This is a genomic window from Croceitalea sp. P059, assembly GCF_031846365.1.
In the GTDB taxonomy this organism is placed as follows: domain Bacteria; phylum Bacteroidota; class Bacteroidia; order Flavobacteriales; family Flavobacteriaceae; genus Croceitalea; species Croceitalea vernalis.
The window spans coordinates 89,068-107,963 of record NZ_JAVRHW010000004.1 but is presented as its reverse complement, the minus strand read 5'-3'; the positions used below and the strand labels follow the sequence as shown (position 1 = coordinate 107,963).

Sequence of the window (18,896 nt, the reverse complement as noted above, 5' to 3'; positions counted from 1 at the left end):
GTTTTGCTTTGTTCAAAATATTATTTTCTAAAGAAGGTCTGTTCAAAGGTAGTCGAATTACCAACATTATCGGTAACTACGACTTTAAGATCACATTGCGTTTCATTTTCAATTTTATCATCAAAATTATAGGTGATTGTATTGGTTTTAGGTTCATATTCCATCAAAACCCAGTTACCATTAATGGTCGCAGAATAAGTATTTATCCCACTTAAATCATCTGTAATTTTTAGGCTAAGGTACCTGTAATTGCTCAACCATTCTTTAGGCTTGAAGTTTTTTGGTCTTATTTTGGGGGCAACAGTGTCTTTGGCCATAGTGTAAGAACCCAATGTTTTTGTTCTTGTTGTAAAAGTATTTCCTCGTTTGTATGTTTTATTATGCCGTAAATTTCCTTTGTCATCAATTCTAGCGATGAACAACCGTTTATGTTCTTCTTTTGGAAATTTATCAGTATCAAAAGTGATTGTAAAATTACGATGCACAGCAACTGTATTATTATGAATAGTGACTGTATCTGCTCCTTTTTCTAAATCAATAAAAAAATCGTTGTAAAAAGTACTTGGCGGAAAATAGACTTTGGCCGCATCTAGATCATAACTATTAGGTTTATTCGCTAGAATATAATTATCTGTTTTAAGAATCTTCTTTTCTCTTTTTAAACTTTCTTTCTTGCCTTCTACTGGAATTACAACAGTAATGGTATTATTCATGATATCAGCAATTTCAAGAACAACCTTATAATCGAATCCCTCTTGAACTAAAATTTTTCCATCAAGATATAAAGACTCATAAATATTGAGTTTATTGGTTTCATCTTTGAAGCATTTCTGAATACGTTGTTTGAACTTTCCAAAATGGGCATAATCAATTAAAGTGTTTATATAACGAGTTTCTCCAAATGAGAAGGTTTCAAATTTATATTTAGAGTGTACTTTTCCATTCACAGTTTGTTTGACAGAGTAAACACCATTCTTGTTTTCAGCCATATCTTGACGGTCAAAACCATTGAAACCAAAACCAATTGTGCCTAGCGCCGTAACTTTATCTGCTAAAAATGTACCATCACTTTGTTTTGTGAAATTAAGCTGAATCTTATTAGCGTTTTGGTTTATTTGAGCATTTTCTGAAAGCGGATAACCGAACAAGCCTACTAAAGTTGGATTGGTTGCATCTCTGACTTCATAGCCATAAAAAAGTGGATTTGTAGGTTTTTCTGTTACACTACTACGTATTTCAAAATGTAAATGTGGTCCAGATGAACCCCCGGTGTTACCGGAGTAGGCAATCACAGCTTCTTTTTTCACTTCTAGTTCTCCATAATCTGGAAAAACCTCAACTTGATAAGATTTTTTGCGGTATTGCTCTTTCTTTATATAAGCTTCTATTTCTGGACTAAACTTTTGAAGATGTGCATAAACTGAATTGTATCCATTGGGGTGAGCTACATATATTGCTTTTCCATAGCCCCAATGAGAAATTTTGATTCTAGTAACTGTGCCATCTGCAATACTATAGACAGGAAGACCTTGACGTCTTTGAGTTTTGATATCAATACCTGCATGAAAATGATTTGAACGTAATTCGCCAAAAGTCCCTGCCAAAACAAGAGGAATATCCAGAGGATTGGCAAATACGTTTTTAGGGTATTTATCTTGTGAATTAACTATTGTTAGGGCAATAAAGAACACGCTAAAAAGGGGTAAACGCATAGTAGAAAAGAAATTTCTACTAAAGTAGGAAATAGTGTTCAATCTTTAAAAAAGGAAATTTCTACCCTTAGATTAACTCACTTAAATGACCATAACATTAAATGATAAAAGTATTGCTAGGTTGACTAAGGTTGGTTAACTTTGTGAGATACGCATTGCGATTTGCACATGGGCGAACTGGTTGAAATTGTTGATTCTTTAGAAAATAAGGTAAGTAAACTTTTGCACAAGCTTGAGTTACTTCAGCAGTCAAATATTAAACTTCAAGAGGAGTTGATAGCTGCCAAAGAGAAAAAACAAAAGACTGAAAGTGCTATGGTGGATTGGGAAGAAAAATATAATTCCTTGAAACTCGCAAGTTCAATGTTAGGCAGTAACACAAATAAAACAGAAGCAAAGCTTAAAATAAATACACTAATTAGAGAGTTGGACAGTTGTATTGCCCAATTAGCGGAATAGTGAACTATAGCATATGGAGGAAAAGCTCAAAATCAAGCTTTCTATAGCAGACAGGGTCTATCCTTTAACGATTGATCCTAAGCAAGAAGAAGGGTTGCGAAAAGCCGCTAAGAATATTGACCACTTAGCGAAGAAATTTGAGCAAAACTATGCAGTACGTGATAAGCAAGATGTTCTTGCGATGTGCGCATTGCAGTTTGCCTCTAAAATTGAGCAAAGCGGAATTAACGAATCTGAGAATACAAAAACGGCAAAAGAGCGATTGATTGCACTTGACGATTTAATTCACAGTAAATTAGGGTCATAATAAGTTCTTTAAAATAATTTTACTGCCCACATCGGTATTTACTTTTTGACAAACTCAACGTTATTACATTTTAAAAAGGGTGAGTTTAAGTTGTAAAAGCAGGCCCTACTCGTATAGGGATTCTTGAGCAGCTTGTTAGCCCTAAACCTGTTATTAGGAGTTTGTACAAAACTTCATGCCATGTGGGCTTTTTTTTTAACCAAACGTAACACAATGGATAGTACCACAATAATTATCATAGCAGCATTAGTTGGACTAGTAATTGGCTTTATTATTGCCAAAGTATTAGAGAAAGGAAAAGCTGCAAAAACCATTACTAATGCCAAAAAAGAGGCATCTAGTATAATTAGACAAGCTAAAAAAGAAGGAGAGAATATAAAGAAGGATAAAATTTTTCAGGCAAAAGAGAAGTTTTTAGAATTAAAAGCTGAGCATGAAAAAGTTATAATTAATAAAGACAAGAAAATAGCCGAAGCTGAAAAGCGAACTAGAGATAAAGAGTCACAGATTAGTAGCGAGCTCGCTAAAGGAAAAAGACTTAAGGAACAATTAGATACACAAATCAAGGAAGTTAATTACAAAGGCGAAATTCTAGATAAGAAACAAGCTGAGGTAGAAAAACTTCATAAAAGTCAAGTACAACAACTCGAAGTAATATCTGGATTATCAGCTGATGATGCAAAAAGCCAGTTGATGGAGTCTTTAAAGGCCACCGCAAAGACTGATGCAATGGCTTATCTTCAAACAACTTTAGAAGAAGCTAAACTTACAGCTCAACAAGAGGCTCGCAAAATTGTAATTAATACGATACAACGTATTGGTACAGAAGAAGCTGTTGAAAATTGTGTTTCCGTTTTCAATTTAGAATCAGATGATGTTAAAGGTAGGATCATTGGTCGTGAAGGTCGAAACATTCGAGCAATTGAAGCGGCCACAGGAGTTGAGATTATAGTTGATGATACTCCAGAAGCAATTATACTTTCATGTTTTGATTCTGTCAGAAGAGAAGTCGCAAGATTATCATTACACCGTTTAGTAACCGATGGCCGCATACACCCGGCACGAATCGAAGAGATAGTAAAGAAAACTGAAAAGCAGATTAACGAGGAGATAGTTGAAATAGGAAAACGAACAGTTATTGATTTAGGTATTCATGGGTTACACCCAGAATTGATAAAAGCTGTTGGTAGAATGAAGTACCGCTCTTCATACGGTCAAAATTTATTACAACACTCGCGTGAAGTGGCTAAGCTATGTGGTGTGATGGCTGCAGAATTAGGTATAAACCCGAAACTAGCAAAAAGAGCTGGATTACTTCATGATATTGGTAAAGTTCCAAATACAGAGGTTGAGGTAGAAACTCCACATGCTATTTTAGGTATGCAATGGGCAGAAAAGTTTGGAGAGAAGAAAGATGTTTGTAATGCTATTGGTGCGCACCACGATGAAATTGAAATGACAACATTAATATCGCCTATTGTTCAAGTCTGTGATGCTATTAGCGGTGCGAGGCCTGGTGCAAGACGTCAAGTTTTGGATTCTTATATTCAACGTTTAAAAGATTTAGAAGACGTTGCTTTCGGGTTCAATGGAGTTCAAAAGGCCTATGCAATTCAGGCGGGTCGCGAACTTAGAGTGATTGTCGAAAGTGAAAAAGTTAATGATGATAAGGCTGCAGAACTTTCTTTTGAAATTTCTCAGAAAATTCAAACTGATATGACCTATCCTGGTCAAGTTAAGGTTACAGTTATCCGTGAGACTAGAGCGGTGAATGTGGCCAAATAAAATTCAATTAATATAATAGATAGAGTAGTTCGAATCTTTAAAAAAGAGTTTGAACTACTCTTCCTCTGAATTATCTTTTTCAGCTTCAGCCTCTTTATTGAGGTTATTTTCCATGATGTTAAGGTTCTTTAGTTTTGCTTTCCAACTTTCTAAAGAATCTTTGTGTCTGTTGATGTTTTTAATAACATCTTTTACTAATGGATTATCCTCTGAAGCATTCGAGAAGAACTGTAGATTATTTTCTAATTGACGAATTTCACTTTTACTTTCGTCTATTTTACGACGAATAAATGTTCTTTCGTTATTGATTGCATAATCATTATCAGAATTAGCAAGTTGTTTTATCTTATCACCATATCTAAGTAGTTCAGACTCTTGTTTTGAGATATCGAGTTTCTTAAAAAGAGCATCAATAATTTTATTGAATTTACCGTTAATATGTTTTTTGTTATAAGGAAGACGGCCATAGGTTTTCCACTCTGATATAAATTCTTTGATGGAAGCTAAATCTTTTTTCTTGTCACCTGAAAGTTGAAAAACTTTCAATCGGTCTAAGCAGGCATTCTTTTTTTCAAAATTGGCAAACTCTTCTTTTTGTGCTTCGTTCTTTTCTGAATGTAATTTATTAAAATAGTGGTTACAGGCATCTTTAAACTCGTTCCAGATTTTATCTGAATATTTTCTAGGTACATGACCTATTTTCTTCCACTCACTCTGAATACGTTTAAATTCTGGGGTTGCTGTCGTTTGGTCATCACTATCTTTTAACGCTATGGCTAATTTGAGTAATGCACGTTTTTTCTCAAGATTGTCGTGTTGTTCTTTCTTTAAACCTTTGTAAAAGCCATTCTTTCCGCGATTGAAAGCTCTAACAGCACCTTTAAAAGCCGACCAGGTTGCCTCATTTACCTTTTGAGGAACTTTACCAGCTTTAAAGAAAGATTCTCTTAGTGCCTCTACCTCTTTAATTTGATTTTGAATTCCTTTATGGTTATTTGAAACTTTTTCCGCGATACTATTTATAGCTTCAATAATTTCATTCTTTTTAACCAAGTTCTCTTCATAAGAAGCCTCTAACTCGTTAAAGTAATCTTGTCTTCTTGCATGAATAGCTTTAGTAGCATTACTAAAACGTTCCCAAATTTCTTCTCGTTTTTCTTTCGCTACTGGTCCGATATCTTCTTTCCAAACCTTATGCAAGGTTTGAAGTTCTCTAAAAGCTTTGCCGAGGTCTGGTTCGTTTTGAAGACCTTCCGCCCGTTCAACCAATTTCAGTTTCTCATCTAGATTGTGTTTAAAATCTAAATCACGTAGTTCTCGATTTAAATGGAGGAAGTCATAAAAAATCTCGATATGATGGTGGTAGGTGCGCCATACATCATTATAATTATTTCTAGGAACAGGTCCGGCGTTTCGCCATTGTTCCTGAATAGTTTTAAAGTTTTTATAGGTAGTATTAATGTCTTCTTCAACATTAACTAGTCCCTTCAATTCTTCAATAATTTGAAGACGATTTTCAAGATTTTGTTTTAAACTTTTTTCAAGGTTTTTATAGTACTGATTTCGTTTTTCACGAAACTCTCCATAAACTTCGTTGAATTGTCTTTTAGTAACGGAATTATATCTAAAATCGATTTCGTTACCGCCATTAGTAACAAACTCTTCCTTTTTTTGTTCTAAAAATTCTTGGAACTTAAGGTCAAACTCATGCTTGATATCATTAACATGTTTATTTATAGCTTGTACCTTCTCGTTCTTTACCAAACGTTGCAACTCGCCTACTAAGTTCTCCATAGACATGGAATGGTAGTCTAGAACAGGAATTTGATGACGCTTTTCATTTTCCGAATCTTCAGCATCCTCAGCGTTTTCTTGATCAATTTCTTCTAATACCTCATCGTTTTTTATCTCTAAAGGCTTTTCTTCAAGGGCATCAGTAGTTGATGATTCAATACGATCTTCAGTAGTAATATCTTTCGCCACTGTATCTTCATTTACAGTGTTTTCGGTATTCTCAGTTTCAGGGGTCGCCTGTTTTTCTTCACCTGCGGTATCTTGCAGTTTGTTTTCTTTTTCGTCCATCACGAGTATTCTTTAAAGTTTTAGATTGATGGCATTTATGGGTAAGTTACTAACTATACCCTGCATTGTCAAAGATAATCTTTATTCTTTTGATGGTGTTTCAACTGGGTTTGGAGTATTGGAATTACAAATTCCAGATTTCCCAGGCTTTTTCTGCCTGTAATTCAAGCATTTTATAACCATTTTGGATTGTAGCTCCTTTTTGTTCGCCCTCTTTTAAAAATGCGGTTTTACTAGGATTGTAAATAAGGTCAAATAATAAATGATTTGATGTTAACAAGTGATAAGGTATATTGGGCTTTTCTTTAATATTTGGATGGGTCCCAACTGGACTGCAATTCACTATAATTTTATATTCATTACAAACAGATTCATCCAAGTCGTTATAATTAAACTGTGTTCGCGAAGGGTTTCTTGAGACATAAATATAGTCTATACCGATGGTGTCAAAAACATAAGCAATGGCCTTGGAAGCTCCGCCCGTACCAAGTATTAATGCTTTTTTATGATGCTTTCTGATATTTGGCGTTATTGATTTTTTAAAGCCGTAGGCATCAGTATTAAAACCTTTTAATCCGTTTTTGGTAAATTTAATAGTATTGACGGCTCCAATAGTTTTAGCTTCTTGATCTAAATCATCTAAATAAGGAATTACCAGCTCCTTATAAGGTATGGTAACGTTGAGGCCTTTTATATTTTTTTGATTTGGTAATTCTTTGAAATTTGATATGTTGGGTAAATCAAAGTTTTCATATGAACAATTTGATAAGCTAAGCTTATCGAACTTTTCTGAAAAATAACCTTGTGAAAAGGAATAGGAAATGTCTTTACCTACTAGTCCGAACCTGTTCTCTTTCTTTTCTGTTTTTTCCATACCAATCTAAACTCAACAATACGAAGATGCCAAAAATAATGAAGAAAATAGCACCCCACGTTTCCATTGATGAAACATTTGGCCAATATCGCTCGTAGTTCAAAATTATCTTATCTCCATTAGAGTCTAATAGGGTGGCACCGAATTCATTGGTTTTAAAAATAGTTTTTTTCCAGGGCCAGATAACACCTAAAGATCCCGTTATAAATCCAATAATTACGGATGTTGTTATACGCTTGTAATGCTTTAAAACATAGCCTAATAAATGCGATAAAGTTACCAGGCCAGTTGCGGAGCCTAAGGTAAAAACACCTAATATGGTTAAAATTCGAATACGTTCCTCATTTCTATAAAAACTAAAATCACCGTTTAATAACTCAGCAAAAGTATCATATAAGCCGTTTACAGAATCTACTAATAAAAGCACATAATTACCTAAAAGGATTAGGATGAATGAACCTGATAAACCAGGTAGAGTCATACCTGAAACGCTTATCATACCGCAGAAAAATATAAAAATTAGATTATCGTTTTCTTTTGCTGGACTTAAAAAACTTATTGAAATACCGACAATCAAACCAATCAAACCAGTGAAAATTGTTTTTTTATTCCAATGCTGGTAATCCTTTGATATATAGTAAATGGAACCTAATACCATGCCGAAAAAGGCTGCCCAAACAAAAAGTTCTTTTTTCTCTAAAAAATAATCTAACAGACGAGATATACTGAAATAGCTGATAAGCATACCAGTAATCAGAAGCACTAGAAAAGTACCATTTATGTATTGATAAAAGCTTTTAAATCTAGCATTAATAAGTAATCTAAAAGCCTTAGCATTGATTTTTTGGAGGGAGTAAATAAATTCTTCATAAAAGCCACCAACAAATGCAACAATACCTCCAGAAACTCCTGGAACTTTATTGGCTGCACCCATAAAGAGTCCTTTAATGACCAAAAATATTTTATCTGTAAATTTCCTTGGTTGATGCATAGAATATGTTGGCTTCTTCTATTTTTTGGAAGCCACCCTTTCAAGGATAAAAATAAGGGAAAAACCTAGCACCGCTAACATAATGGCTAGCATTAATTGAGGCTCACCCTCAAAGGAAAGTGGAGAAACACTATTTTCGTTTATTGGAATGATTTTATCATCAAAAACCTTTGTTTCTAAAACTTCTTTCCATGGCCATATTTTATTTAGTGAACCAAGAATAAATCCGGTCAAAAGCGCTAATGTAGTGTTCTTATAGTTTTTAAACATCCATTTTAAAAGACGAGCAAAACTCAAAAGACCAAAAATTGCTCCAATAGCTACTGTGGCGACCATTTTGATATCGCGTTCATGAACGGCGTCTAAAATAGTTTTATATGACCCCAATAGCACCAAAATGAAGGCTCCAGAAATTCCAGGAAGTATCATTGCACATACTGCTAAAGCACCTGATAGAAATAGAAAAGGTAGACTATTGACATTTTCATTTGGAGGTAATGTGGTTATAAAGTAAGCAACGGCAGTGCCTATCAGTAGGGCTATAACAGCAATTGCATTCCATTTTTTAATCTCTTTACCTACTAAAAAAATACTTGCAGTTACTAAACCAAAAAAGAATGACCAAAGTAGAATCGGTTCATTTTCAAGCAACCAACTTAAAAATTTGGCAAGAGAAAAGAGGCTGATGAAAATACCAGTAAAAAGTGCTAATAAAAAATTCCCATTTAACTGTTTCCACGCTGTTTTAAATCCTTCTTTTTTTAGGGTTTTAAAGAGTTCTAAGTTGATGTTATTGATTGAAGAAATCAATTCTTCATAAATTCCTGAGATAAATGCTATAGTTCCACCAGATACGCCAGGTACAACATCAGCGGCACCCATTGCTATACCCTTCAACGTAATAAATACGTAGTCTATTAAATTACGACCTGCCATAATGTTTAAGTAACTGTGAGAATTAAGTTGACGCCTTTTTGTTCTTTGAGAAAATATCCTTTACCCATTTTACATTAATAAATTCGGGGAATTTCTTTTTAAAGAAAACAGCTTTTTCTGAATTTAATTGTAGGGCAATACCTAATTTCTCTTTCGCCAAGTCTATTTGATTGGTTTTTAGATACAAACCAGAAAGTAGATAACACATTTCTGCGTTATCGGGATAAAACTCCAATCCTTGTATCAAAACCTGAACTGCAGAATGAAAATCGTTTAGTTTTTGTAGTGCAGCACTCCACTCTTGCCAAGTATCTATTTCGTAATTTCCTAAATCAACGGCTTGTTTAAAAGCAAAGTCTGCCTCGTCCAAATTATTTAGTGCAACAAAGATTTTAGCGCTTTTTTTCCAATAAAGTGCATTTTCACCATCAATATTGATAGCTTTATTGATATATCGCTGCGCCTTAGAAAATTCTTTCTTTTTTGTATAAAACTCAGTAATCGCCAACCAACCCTTATCTAAAAGAGGGTCTTCATGAACTGTGTTGTAGTAATAATATTTAGCTAAATCATCATTACCTAACCTTTCATGACATCTTCCAATTCTTAAATAAGCATGAGAGGTAGGGTCATCAATACTAATTGTTGTTTGATAACTCTCAATGGCTTCATTGTACTTGCCCAATCGTTCTAAAACACGCCCTTTTTCAAAATAGGCACCAAGGAATGATTCATCTGAAATTATAGCAAAATCGAAAGCTGCAAGTGCTTCTAGAAACATTTCTTTGGTGAAATACATTTTGCCTAATTGATGCCATGCAACTTCGCAATATGGGTTTCTTTCTAAATAGTCATTTAAATAAACAATAGCCCCATCAAAATCTTCTAAAAATTCGAAGCAATAGATAACATTATATAAGGATGAATAATCACTTTCATCATATTGTAAGCATTTAACAAAGTTGTCTTTCGCTTTTTCAAAATCATCTAAGAATAAATATTCCATACCTAATAAGGAATAGATATCAAAGCTTTCGTCTGAAATTAGCAATGCTTTATGGAGCATATTAATTGCCCCCTGGTGGTCATCTTGTTTAGATAAAATATTAGCCCTTTGAATAAAAATCTCATCGTTTTTATTGTCGATAGTTTGTAATTCATCAAGTAATTGCTCGGCTTTTTCAAAATCATCTTCAAAAACAAGCACTTCAACACGAAGTAATTTTATTTCAGAAGAATGAGGATGTTGTTGTAAACCAATTTGAATAGCTTTTTTACCTAAGGCAATTTTACCAATATTGAGATAGTGGTGAATAATACTTTCGAAGTCGTCTGCATCAAAGAAGTAGACGTCATCAGTTTTAAGCATTGACTCAAACTTGAGAATTGAGTCATCATTATTTTCGTTAGGTCTTAACGCCATATAAACGTATCGTGTTTTGCTATGGACTTAAAATTAGCCTTTATCTAGTCTAATTTGGGTCCTTGATTTGGGTATGTTATCAACAAATTAGTTAACAGTTGTTGATTGATAACCATTTAAAATTTTGATTATTTGCTCGCATCCTTGTCTAATCTCCTCATTAGAAATAGTCATGGGTGGCGATATTCGAACAGCTTTGGGTTCAAACAATAACCAGAACAAAATAAGTTTTTTCTTGGCTGCAGACAAAACTAAATAGTTAACAATTTCAGTAGTTTCCAACATCAATGCTAGCATTAAACCCTTGCCTCTAATTTCTTTAATTGATGGATGAATTAGTAGACTTCTGAATAGTTTTTCTTTTTCGAGAGTTTCTTTAATATGCTGTTCTTTTAATAGAACTTTTAATGTGGCTAAACATGCTGCAGCTATTACAGGGTTGCCACCAAAGGTTGTAATGTGGCCCAGTTTTGGCTTATCTTTTAAACAAGCCATCATTTGATTTGAAGCTATAAAAGCGCCAACAGGCAGCCCAGATGCCATCCCTTTTCCAATAACCAAAATGTCGGGCGCAATATCATAGTGTTCAAAAGCAAATAGTTTTCCTGTTCTTCCAAAACCGGGTTGTATTTCATCTAGAATGAGTAAGGCACCAACTTCATCGCAGCGTTGACGAATCTTTTGAAGGTAATCATTATTGGGGGTAATAAAACCTGCACCTCCCTGAATTGTCTCTAAAATGACCGCGGCGGTTTCTTTATTTATTTTGGAAATATCATTTTCATTATTAAAATTGATGAAACTAATATCAGGAATCAATGGACGGAAGGCTTTTTTTCTTTCTTCAAACCCCATTACACTCAAACTACCCATTGTGCTACCATGGTAAGCATGTTCAGCTGAAATTATTTGAGAACGGCCAGTCACACGGCGAGCTAATTTTAGTGCTCCCTCGATGGCTTCTGTTCCTGAATTTACCAAATAAGTAGTATCTAACTTTGCTGGTAATAGAGAGGCTAAAAGCTTGGTGTATTCTACCGTAGGCTTTTGCACGTATTCTCCGTAAACCATTACATGCATGTATTTTTGAAGTTGTTCTTCGATTGCTTTTATAACAGCTGGGTGACAGTGTCCAAGACTACAAGCTGAAACACCTGCGACAAAATCTAAATGTGCATTACCATCAATGTCGTAAATATAGCTTCCTTTTGCATGAGATATTTCTAATGCTAAAGGGTGTGGTGTAGTTTGTGCTTGATATTTGAAGAAATCTTCCTTCATTTAGACGCTCCTAAATTATTAGTTACTATTCGTTCTTTTAAGAACTGGTTTTTTGTTTGTTATAGCTTGTGAATTTGGTTTTTGAATTTTAGGAGGGTTGGGTAGTGGAATACCATTTCTTTCTTGCTCTTCGGCATCAATATCAATAGGATTGTCAATACCTCTTATCTTAACTAATTGAATATCATTATCGTCTTCGTCAAAGATTTCTTCTTTTGAATAGATTCTTTCGTCACCTCGCCAAATAAACCCCTTTAACTTACGACCTTCTTCTGGTAAATCTTCTTCAGGAAATATATTACCATCAGGATTTACAAAAAAAGTAATGTCTTCAATATCGCTATTGGCCATCTCTAAACGAATCTTGCTACATATAGTTTTATCAATTCCGATGAGTTCATTATCATCATTATAGAGGTAATAAACGACTTCCGTATTTCTAACTAAATCAATTATTTTTAGCTCATTCTCTATGAATTTCCCATACAGATTTACGCCTTTAGCTTGATTGTAACCAACCTTACCGATAGTGTCTAAAGCAATTATAAAGGCATTTTCAATCACCTTTAAAGAATCTAATTTTTCTGTTTCTAAATCTGAAATAAGGTAAATACTATCACCAGTCATTTGATTATCAACGTTCCAAAGTATCGGTTCAGTAATTAATTTTGTGATTCCTGTTTTTTCCGAAGAGTGTATAGAATCACATTTTCCACTTAAATCTGTCTTATAAAATTTTGCATTTCTGAATGCACGTAATCTTCTATCCTCTGGTGGACCAGTGACCATTAAAGTATCACCATGAATATAGAGTGAATCTTGCTGAACTAGACTAATTGCCACAGCTCTTTTTGTTGCAAAAAGAGAATCTTTTTCTTTGAATACTTCTGCGTAATGAGCCCTGATAACACCATCATTTATGGTGTCAGTAACTTTAATGTTGTTAGTAGCCGAGGCGAAAGAAGTAGTTTTATCAAAATAAACGCTGTCACCTTCTATAATTCGGTTGCTATAGTTAATGGTTGTGTTTTTAACTCCGTAACCCTGTTCAATTTTTGTGTCGTAAAATCCTCTTTCGCAGTATATAGTATATTCTTCGCCAATAATGGTAGAAGGCCCATACATGTATGCATTTTTAGAAACCCTATAATAATCAAGTTGTTCCGAATCTATTGTATATTCCGGGTTGTCAATATGAACATTATTACGAAACTGAACCTTTTTAAGTTCCATAAAATAGGTCCCTATAATACTCGTTAAGGTGTTCGCCGAATCAACAACTTTACCACCAGATTTATAAAATGATTCTTGTTTTTCTCTATTGAAATAAAGGGTATCTGTGGTCAAAATCATTTGACCATCGGTTAAATCAACGTTTTGCCAAGCTCTTGCAATTTTGGTATTACCGTCATAGTCTAATTTGCCACTATTCATCTCGATGGAATCTCCCTGTTGCAAACGGACATTCCCAATAGCTCTTAATTTATTTTCGGCGGAATAAAAGATGGCAATATCACACCATAAATCGGCTCCTTGATGCTCAAATTGAACTTGACGGTCGTTGTCTTTGCTAAAAATGGAAGCGCCAGGTGCTGAAGCCTCATCTTTAGTAAAATTAGCTCCATATACAATATTGATTTGTTTGCCCTCTTTGGTTTCCTCTTGTGCGTGAACAACCAAAAAAGTTGAAATAAAGACGAAAAATAATATTCTTTTCAAATCGCCGAGTTTTGCTCAAAAGTATGATTTTTGATGCAACTTGTTAGTTTGATTTAGAAAGGTTTGGGAAACTTATCGATGAATAGTTTGCGTTCTATCTGGCCCTACCGAAACTATTTTAATAGGGACATTCAGTTCTTTTTCAAGAAAATTAATATACTCGTTCAAAGTCTCTGGAAATTCAGATTCTGAAGTTAGTTTGGTTAAATCCTTATCCCATCCTTTCATTTCTTTATAAATCGGAGTTATATTTTCCGCTTCTATATTATACGGTAAATGAGAAATCGTTTCTCCTTTATATTTATAACCGGTGCAAACCTTTAACTTTTTAAAACCGCTTAATACATCGCCTTTCATCATCATCAATTCTGTTACACCATTGATTTGAACAGCATATTTTAAAGCTACCAAATCAAGCCAACCACAACGTCTTGGACGACCAGTGGTTGCACCAAACTCATTACCAACACGCCCCATGGTTTCACCATCTTCATCAAACAATTCTGTAGGAAAAGGGCCGCTACCAACACGTGTAGTATAAGCCTTAAAAATACCTAATACACGACCTATTTTATTTGGAGCAACACCAAGACCTGTGCAGGCCCCAGCGGCAGTAGTGTTAGATGAAGTAACAAAAGGATAAGTACCAAAATCAATATCTAAAAGTGAACCTTGAGCTCCTTCAGCTAAAATTTTCTTTCCTTCATTCATCGCAGAGAAAATAAATTCTTCACTGTCGATGAATTTTAATTTTCTTAGCTCCTTTATTCCTTCTAAAAATTCAGCTTCAAGTTCCTTTAAATCATACTGAATATCTACGTTGTAAAAACCTATCATTGCTTCGTGCTTATCAGCTAAGGCTCTATATTTTTCTTTCCAATTTTCAAATTCCAAATCGCCAACACGCATACCATTACGTCCTGTTTTATCCATGTAGGTAGGGCCAATCCCTTTTAGTGTTGAACCAATTTTGGCTTTCCCTTTGGAAGCCTCTGACGCAGCATCAAGTAACCGATGCGTTGGAAGAATTAAGTGCGCTTTTCTTGAAATAAAAAGTTTTGAAACAATATCAATATCAAACTTCTTAAGATTGTCAAGCTCTTTTTTGAATATAACAGGGTCTATTACAACTCCATTACCCACAACATTCAAAGCGTTTTTATGAAAAATACCTGAAGGTATAGTGTGTAATACATGTTTGATACCATCAAACTCTAAAGTATGTCCGGCATTTGGTCCTCCTTGAAATCTCGCGATAATATCGTAATCCGTGGTAAGAACATCAACTATTTTTCCTTTTCCTTCGTCTCCCCATTGGAGTCCAAGCAATAAATCTACCATGAAGTTTTTTGGTTATTCGGTTAGGTTTTCTTCTTTGTTTCTTGTTCCGTAGAAGTATAATGAATGGTTATTAATTTTAATGTCAAAAACCTCTTCAATTGTTTTTTTAATAGATTGAATTCTTGGGTCACAAAACTCAACGACTTCACCGGTATCGGTTAAGATAACATGATCATGCTGCCTATCAAAGTAAGACTTCTCATATTGAGCTTGATTTTTACCAAATTGATGCTTTCTGACCAATTTACAATCTAATAATAATTCTATGGTATTGTACAGCGTAGCGCGACTTACGCGATAATTCTTAGTTTTCATTTTAATGTATAAAGACTCTACATCAAAATGGTCATCACTTTCATAAATCTCTTGTAAAATGGCATAACGTTCAGGTGTTTTTCTATGTCCGTTTTCTTCTAAAAAACTGGTGAAAACATTTTTAACAATTTCCTGATTTTTAACGTTGCCCATAGTGACTTTACTATCCTGCAAATGTACAGCTAAAAATTAAATTCTGCTGATTTTATCGATACCACCTATCTGTTTTAAATTTGCAGTTAATTTCTTCAAAATCGCATTATTTTTTACAACGACAGTTATTTTACCTGTAAAAGTACCACCGTTTGTGCTAAAATTTAGATTACGCATGTTGACATGCATGTTGTCTGAAATCACGTTTGTAATTTCATTGATTAAACCAAGATTGTCAATACCGGTTAGTTGAATATCGGCTGTAAAATCTTCTTGGGTTGAATCAATCCATTTAGCACTCATAATACGATACGCATAATTAGACTGCAATGAAATAGCATTAGGACAATTTTTTGTATGAACTTTTATACCATCATTCACACTAACAAAACCGAAAACTTCATCACCTGGTATTGGACTACAGCATTGCGATAATTTATAAGGTAATTTCTCTTCTTCGTTACCAAATACCAACATGTCATAATTGCTGGTTATCTCATCCTTATTTATGTCTTCAGGTGTTGGAGTGCGTCTAATTTTACTTTTGAAAAAATTGAGAAAGGCATTATTGTATGATGAGGCGAATTCTTTTATTTTTTGATTATCAATAACCCCATTACCAATTCTAAAAAACAAGTCAAGACTAGTTTTTAATTTAAAGTATATGACCATTTTATTGACCACATCTTCATTTAAACTTATTTTTTGAGATTTTAATTTTCTGCGCAAGATTTCTTTGCCTTCATCGGCAACTTCTCGTTTTTCTTCTCGCAAAGATGATTTGATTTTTGCTCGAGCTCTTGCAGTGCTTGCATAATCTAACCAATTTTGATTAGGCTTAGCGCTTTCAGAAGTCATAATCTCTACTTGGTCTCCACTATGTAAAACTGTATTCAAGGGTACTAGTTTTCCATTTACTTTTGCCCCTCTAGTATTCATACCAACTTGTGTGTGAATATGAAAAGCAAAATCAAGGGGCGTTGCCCCTTTAGGTAATGACTTTAATTCTCCTTTTGGAGTAAAGACAAAAATTTCCTTTGAGTATAAACTGAGTTTAAACTCTTCTACAAAATCAACGGCATTAGTATTAGCATTTTCTAAAGCCTCTTGCAATCTATTTAGCCATATTTCAATTCCTTGTTCTTTTTGTTCTCCGTGTTTGTATTTAAAATGAGCGGCGTATCCTTTTTCAGCAATTTCATGCATTCGTTCACTCCTAATCTGAACTTCAACCCATTTACCTTCCGGACCCATAACAGTTATATGTAAGGCTTCATAACCAGTAGATTTGGGAGAAGTAATCCAATCTCGAAGGCGCACAGGATTTGGTGTAAAATGGTCGGTAACAATGGAATAAATTTTCCAAGCGACAAATTTTTCATTTTTTCTGTCAGCCTTGTAGATGATTCTAATGGCGAATTTGTCATATATCTCATCAAAAGCAACGCTTTGAGTAATCATTTTTCTACGAATAGAAAAAATTGATTTCATTCGACCTTTAATATCATAACTGAGGTTTTCAGTATCTAAAGAGTCTCGGATGACTTTAGTAAAGGATTTAATATACGCTTTTTGCTCCTCTTCGGTGTCTTCTATTTTATTAAAAATATCAGCGTAAACCTCTGGTTCCGTATATTTTAAACTTAAGTCTTCTAATTGGGTCTTAATGTTGTATAAACCAATTCGATGCGCTAGCGGAGCATAAATATATAGGGTTTCTGATGCTATCTTAACTTGCTTATGCTCCGGCATAGAATCCATTGTGAGCATATTATGATAGCGGTCTGCGATTTTTATAATGATAACGCGTACGTCATCATTTAAAGTCAAGAGCATCTTTCTAAAGTTTTCCGCTTGTTGACTTATATTTTTATCTTTTTTTAGGTGCGAAATTTTGGTAAGTCCATCTACAATACGAGCTACCGTTTCACCAAATATGCGTTCAATATCATCAAGGGTGTATGGCGTGTCTTCAACCACATCATGCAGCAGGGCAGAGGCAATAGAAACTGCATCAAGACCTATTTCTGAAGCTACGATTTTGGCAACAGCAATCGGGTGAAAAATATACGCTTCACCAGATTTTCGTCGTTGTTCTTTATGAGCATCAACAGCGACATCAAAAGCAGAACGTATCAATTTTTTATCCGAAGCACTGAGCGTTTGATAGCTGATACGAAGCAATTCTTTGTATTGCTTCGCAATTTCTTTATTCTCTTGTGCAATGGCAGCCTCCGTCATATAGGATTAAAAATAGCGTAATCTTAAGAGGTAAACAACAAAAATTATGCCTTTAAATTACGGATACGTTCTACTAGCGGAGGATGAGAGTAATGCATGAATACGTACGCGGGGTGTGGAGTCAAGTTGCTCAAATTGTTTTTCGATAGCTTTTTTAATGAAGTAATAAGTGGTGCCGCCTCATAGGTTTCTTTAGCATAATCATCGGCTTGAAATTCAAACTCTCTTGAGAGGAAATTCATTGCCAACCCTGTAATTGCAGAAATTGGACTATACAATAACATAAAACCGATTAATGCTGCATGAAAACTAGGTTGCTTAACACCAATAGCTAATGATAAATCTGGATTGTTTACGAAAATGGACAAAACAAATAATGTTAACCCAGTCAGTAAAATTGAAGCTGTCAAATTAAAAATGATATGCTTTCGTTTATAATGGCCAACCTCATGCGCTAAAACAGCAATGATTTCTTTTTCATCTAAATCATTAATAAGAGTATCAAAAAGTGTAACTCGTTTTTGTTTACCGAAACCTGAAAAATATGCATTGGCTTTTGTTGAACGTTTTGAGCCGTCAATAACAAATACATTTTTGAGTTCAAAACCTACTTTTTTAGCATAACTCTCTATCGCGTTCTTAAGGTTACCAGCTTCTAAAGGTGTTTGTTTATTAAATAGTGGCACAATTAACTTGCTGTAAAAGAGGTTCATGAAAAGCATTAGAAAGATTACAACACCCCATGCATATAGCCAGAAATTAGGTCCTGACCATTGCAAAATCCAAATAACCAGTGCTAAAACCCCACCACCTAAAATAGCGGTCATCAACCAGCCTTTGAACATGTCAAGAAAGAAAAGCTTTTTGGTTGTTTTGTTGAAACCAAATTTTTCTTCAATAATAAAAGTTTGATAAAATGAAAATGGTAAAGAGATAATACTGCTTCCAAAAACTAGTACCCCAAAAAACAACAATGCCATAACAATATTATTTTCGGTAAACTCGCGAACAAAATTGTCTAGCCACTCAAAGCCACCGAAGAACAAAAATCCAAGGGTTAAGGTTAACGAAAAGATATCATTCAAAATTCCAAAGCGGTAATTGGTGGTTTTATAGTCTTGAGATTTATCATAATCGGCTTCATCAAAAATATCACTTAATTCCATTGGAACACTTTCTTTAAAGCGCATGGCATTTAAATAATCAAGCAAAAAATCAATTAAAAATTGAATAATCAATATGGAAATGATGCTATAAAAAAGGGAACTACTGCTCAT

Annotated in this window: 15 protein-coding genes and 1 other RNA gene; 4 read left to right on the top strand and 12 right to left on the bottom strand. The window is 34.3% G+C overall.

The annotated features are described in order from the left end of the window. Window positions 1-20: 20 nt before the first annotated feature. Complete coding sequence (locus RM542_RS13100) at window positions 21-1,712, bottom strand: M23 family metallopeptidase (RefSeq protein ID WP_311386201.1); 1,692 nt, start codon at window positions 1,710-1,712, stop codon at window positions 21-23. 168 nt (window positions 1,713-1,880) lie between these two features. On the opposite strand from RM542_RS13100, the gene RM542_RS13095 reads away from it, so the two are divergent. The 4 genes from RM542_RS13095 (at window position 1,881) to rny (ending at window position 4,263) form a co-directional block, all read left to right on the top strand. After that, window positions 1,881-2,171: a hypothetical protein gene (locus RM542_RS13095; RefSeq protein ID WP_311386200.1), complete on the top strand. Its 291-nt coding sequence runs from the start codon at window positions 1,881-1,883 to the stop codon at window positions 2,169-2,171. Window positions 2,172-2,184: 13 nt separating this feature from the next. Further along, window positions 2,185-2,478 (top strand): cell division protein ZapA, encoded by a 294-nt coding sequence (locus RM542_RS13090; RefSeq protein WP_311386199.1) that lies wholly within the window; start codon window positions 2,185-2,187, stop codon window positions 2,476-2,478. A 52-nt stretch (window positions 2,479-2,530) separates the two neighbouring features. After that, a non-coding RNA gene (ssrS, locus tag RM542_RS13085) (6S RNA) lies at window positions 2,531-2,641 on the top strand. Between the two features lie 50 nt (window positions 2,642-2,691). Continuing rightward, entirely contained in the window at window positions 2,692-4,263 is a 1,572-nt protein-coding gene (rny, locus tag RM542_RS13080) for a ribonuclease Y (protein ID WP_311386198.1), read from the top strand. A gap of 54 nt (window positions 4,264-4,317) precedes the next feature. On the opposite strand, the gene RM542_RS13075 is transcribed toward rny, so the two are convergent. From RM542_RS13075 to RM542_RS13025, 11 genes are all read right to left on the bottom strand, one after another. Then, entirely contained in the window at window positions 4,318-6,345 is a 2,028-nt protein-coding gene (locus RM542_RS13075; protein ID WP_311386197.1) for a DUF349 domain-containing protein, read from the bottom strand. 124 nt (window positions 6,346-6,469) lie between these two features. Continuing rightward, complete coding sequence (gene aroE, locus RM542_RS13070; protein WP_311386196.1) at window positions 6,470-7,219, bottom strand: shikimate dehydrogenase; 750 nt, start codon at window positions 7,217-7,219, stop codon at window positions 6,470-6,472. Next, on the bottom strand, window positions 7,173-8,210 hold the full coding sequence (locus tag RM542_RS13065; protein WP_311386195.1) for a DUF368 domain-containing protein: 1,038 nt from the start codon (window positions 8,208-8,210) through the stop codon (window positions 7,173-7,175). Before RM542_RS13065 ends, aroE begins: the two co-directional genes overlap by 47 nt. Before the next feature lie 18 nt (window positions 8,211-8,228). After that, complete coding sequence (locus RM542_RS13060; protein WP_311386194.1) at window positions 8,229-9,146, bottom strand: DUF368 domain-containing protein; 918 nt, start codon at window positions 9,144-9,146, stop codon at window positions 8,229-8,231. Between the two features lie 22 nt (window positions 9,147-9,168). Further along, complete coding sequence (locus RM542_RS13055) at window positions 9,169-10,569, bottom strand: tetratricopeptide repeat protein (RefSeq protein WP_311386193.1); 1,401 nt, start codon at window positions 10,567-10,569, stop codon at window positions 9,169-9,171. A gap of 87 nt (window positions 10,570-10,656) precedes the next feature. Beyond that, the gene (locus tag RM542_RS13050) at window positions 10,657-11,850 is read right to left on the bottom strand and encodes an aspartate aminotransferase family protein (RefSeq protein WP_311386192.1); all 1,194 of its coding nucleotides are present in this window, start codon (window positions 11,848-11,850) and stop codon (window positions 10,657-10,659) included. Between the two features lie 18 nt (window positions 11,851-11,868). After that, window positions 11,869-13,569, bottom strand: coding sequence for an OstA-like protein (locus RM542_RS13045; RefSeq protein WP_311386191.1), 1,701 nt, complete (start codon window positions 13,567-13,569; stop codon window positions 11,869-11,871). Window positions 13,570-13,641: 72 nt separating this feature from the next. After that, window positions 13,642-14,910, bottom strand: a complete 1,269-nt coding sequence (locus RM542_RS13040) for an adenylosuccinate synthase (RefSeq protein WP_311386190.1) — start codon at window positions 14,908-14,910, stop codon at window positions 13,642-13,644. Window positions 14,911-14,922: 12 nt separating this feature from the next. Then, on the bottom strand, window positions 14,923-15,378 hold the full coding sequence (locus RM542_RS13035) for a transcriptional repressor (RefSeq protein WP_311350543.1): 456 nt from the start codon (window positions 15,376-15,378) through the stop codon (window positions 14,923-14,925). 36 nt (window positions 15,379-15,414) lie between these two features. After that, window positions 15,415-17,619 (bottom strand): RelA/SpoT family protein, encoded by a 2,205-nt coding sequence (locus RM542_RS13030; protein WP_311386189.1) that lies wholly within the window; start codon window positions 17,617-17,619, stop codon window positions 15,415-15,417. Between the two features lie 44 nt (window positions 17,620-17,663). Beyond that, complete coding sequence (locus RM542_RS13025) at window positions 17,664-18,896, bottom strand: M48 family metallopeptidase (protein WP_311386188.1); 1,233 nt, start codon at window positions 18,894-18,896, stop codon at window positions 17,664-17,666.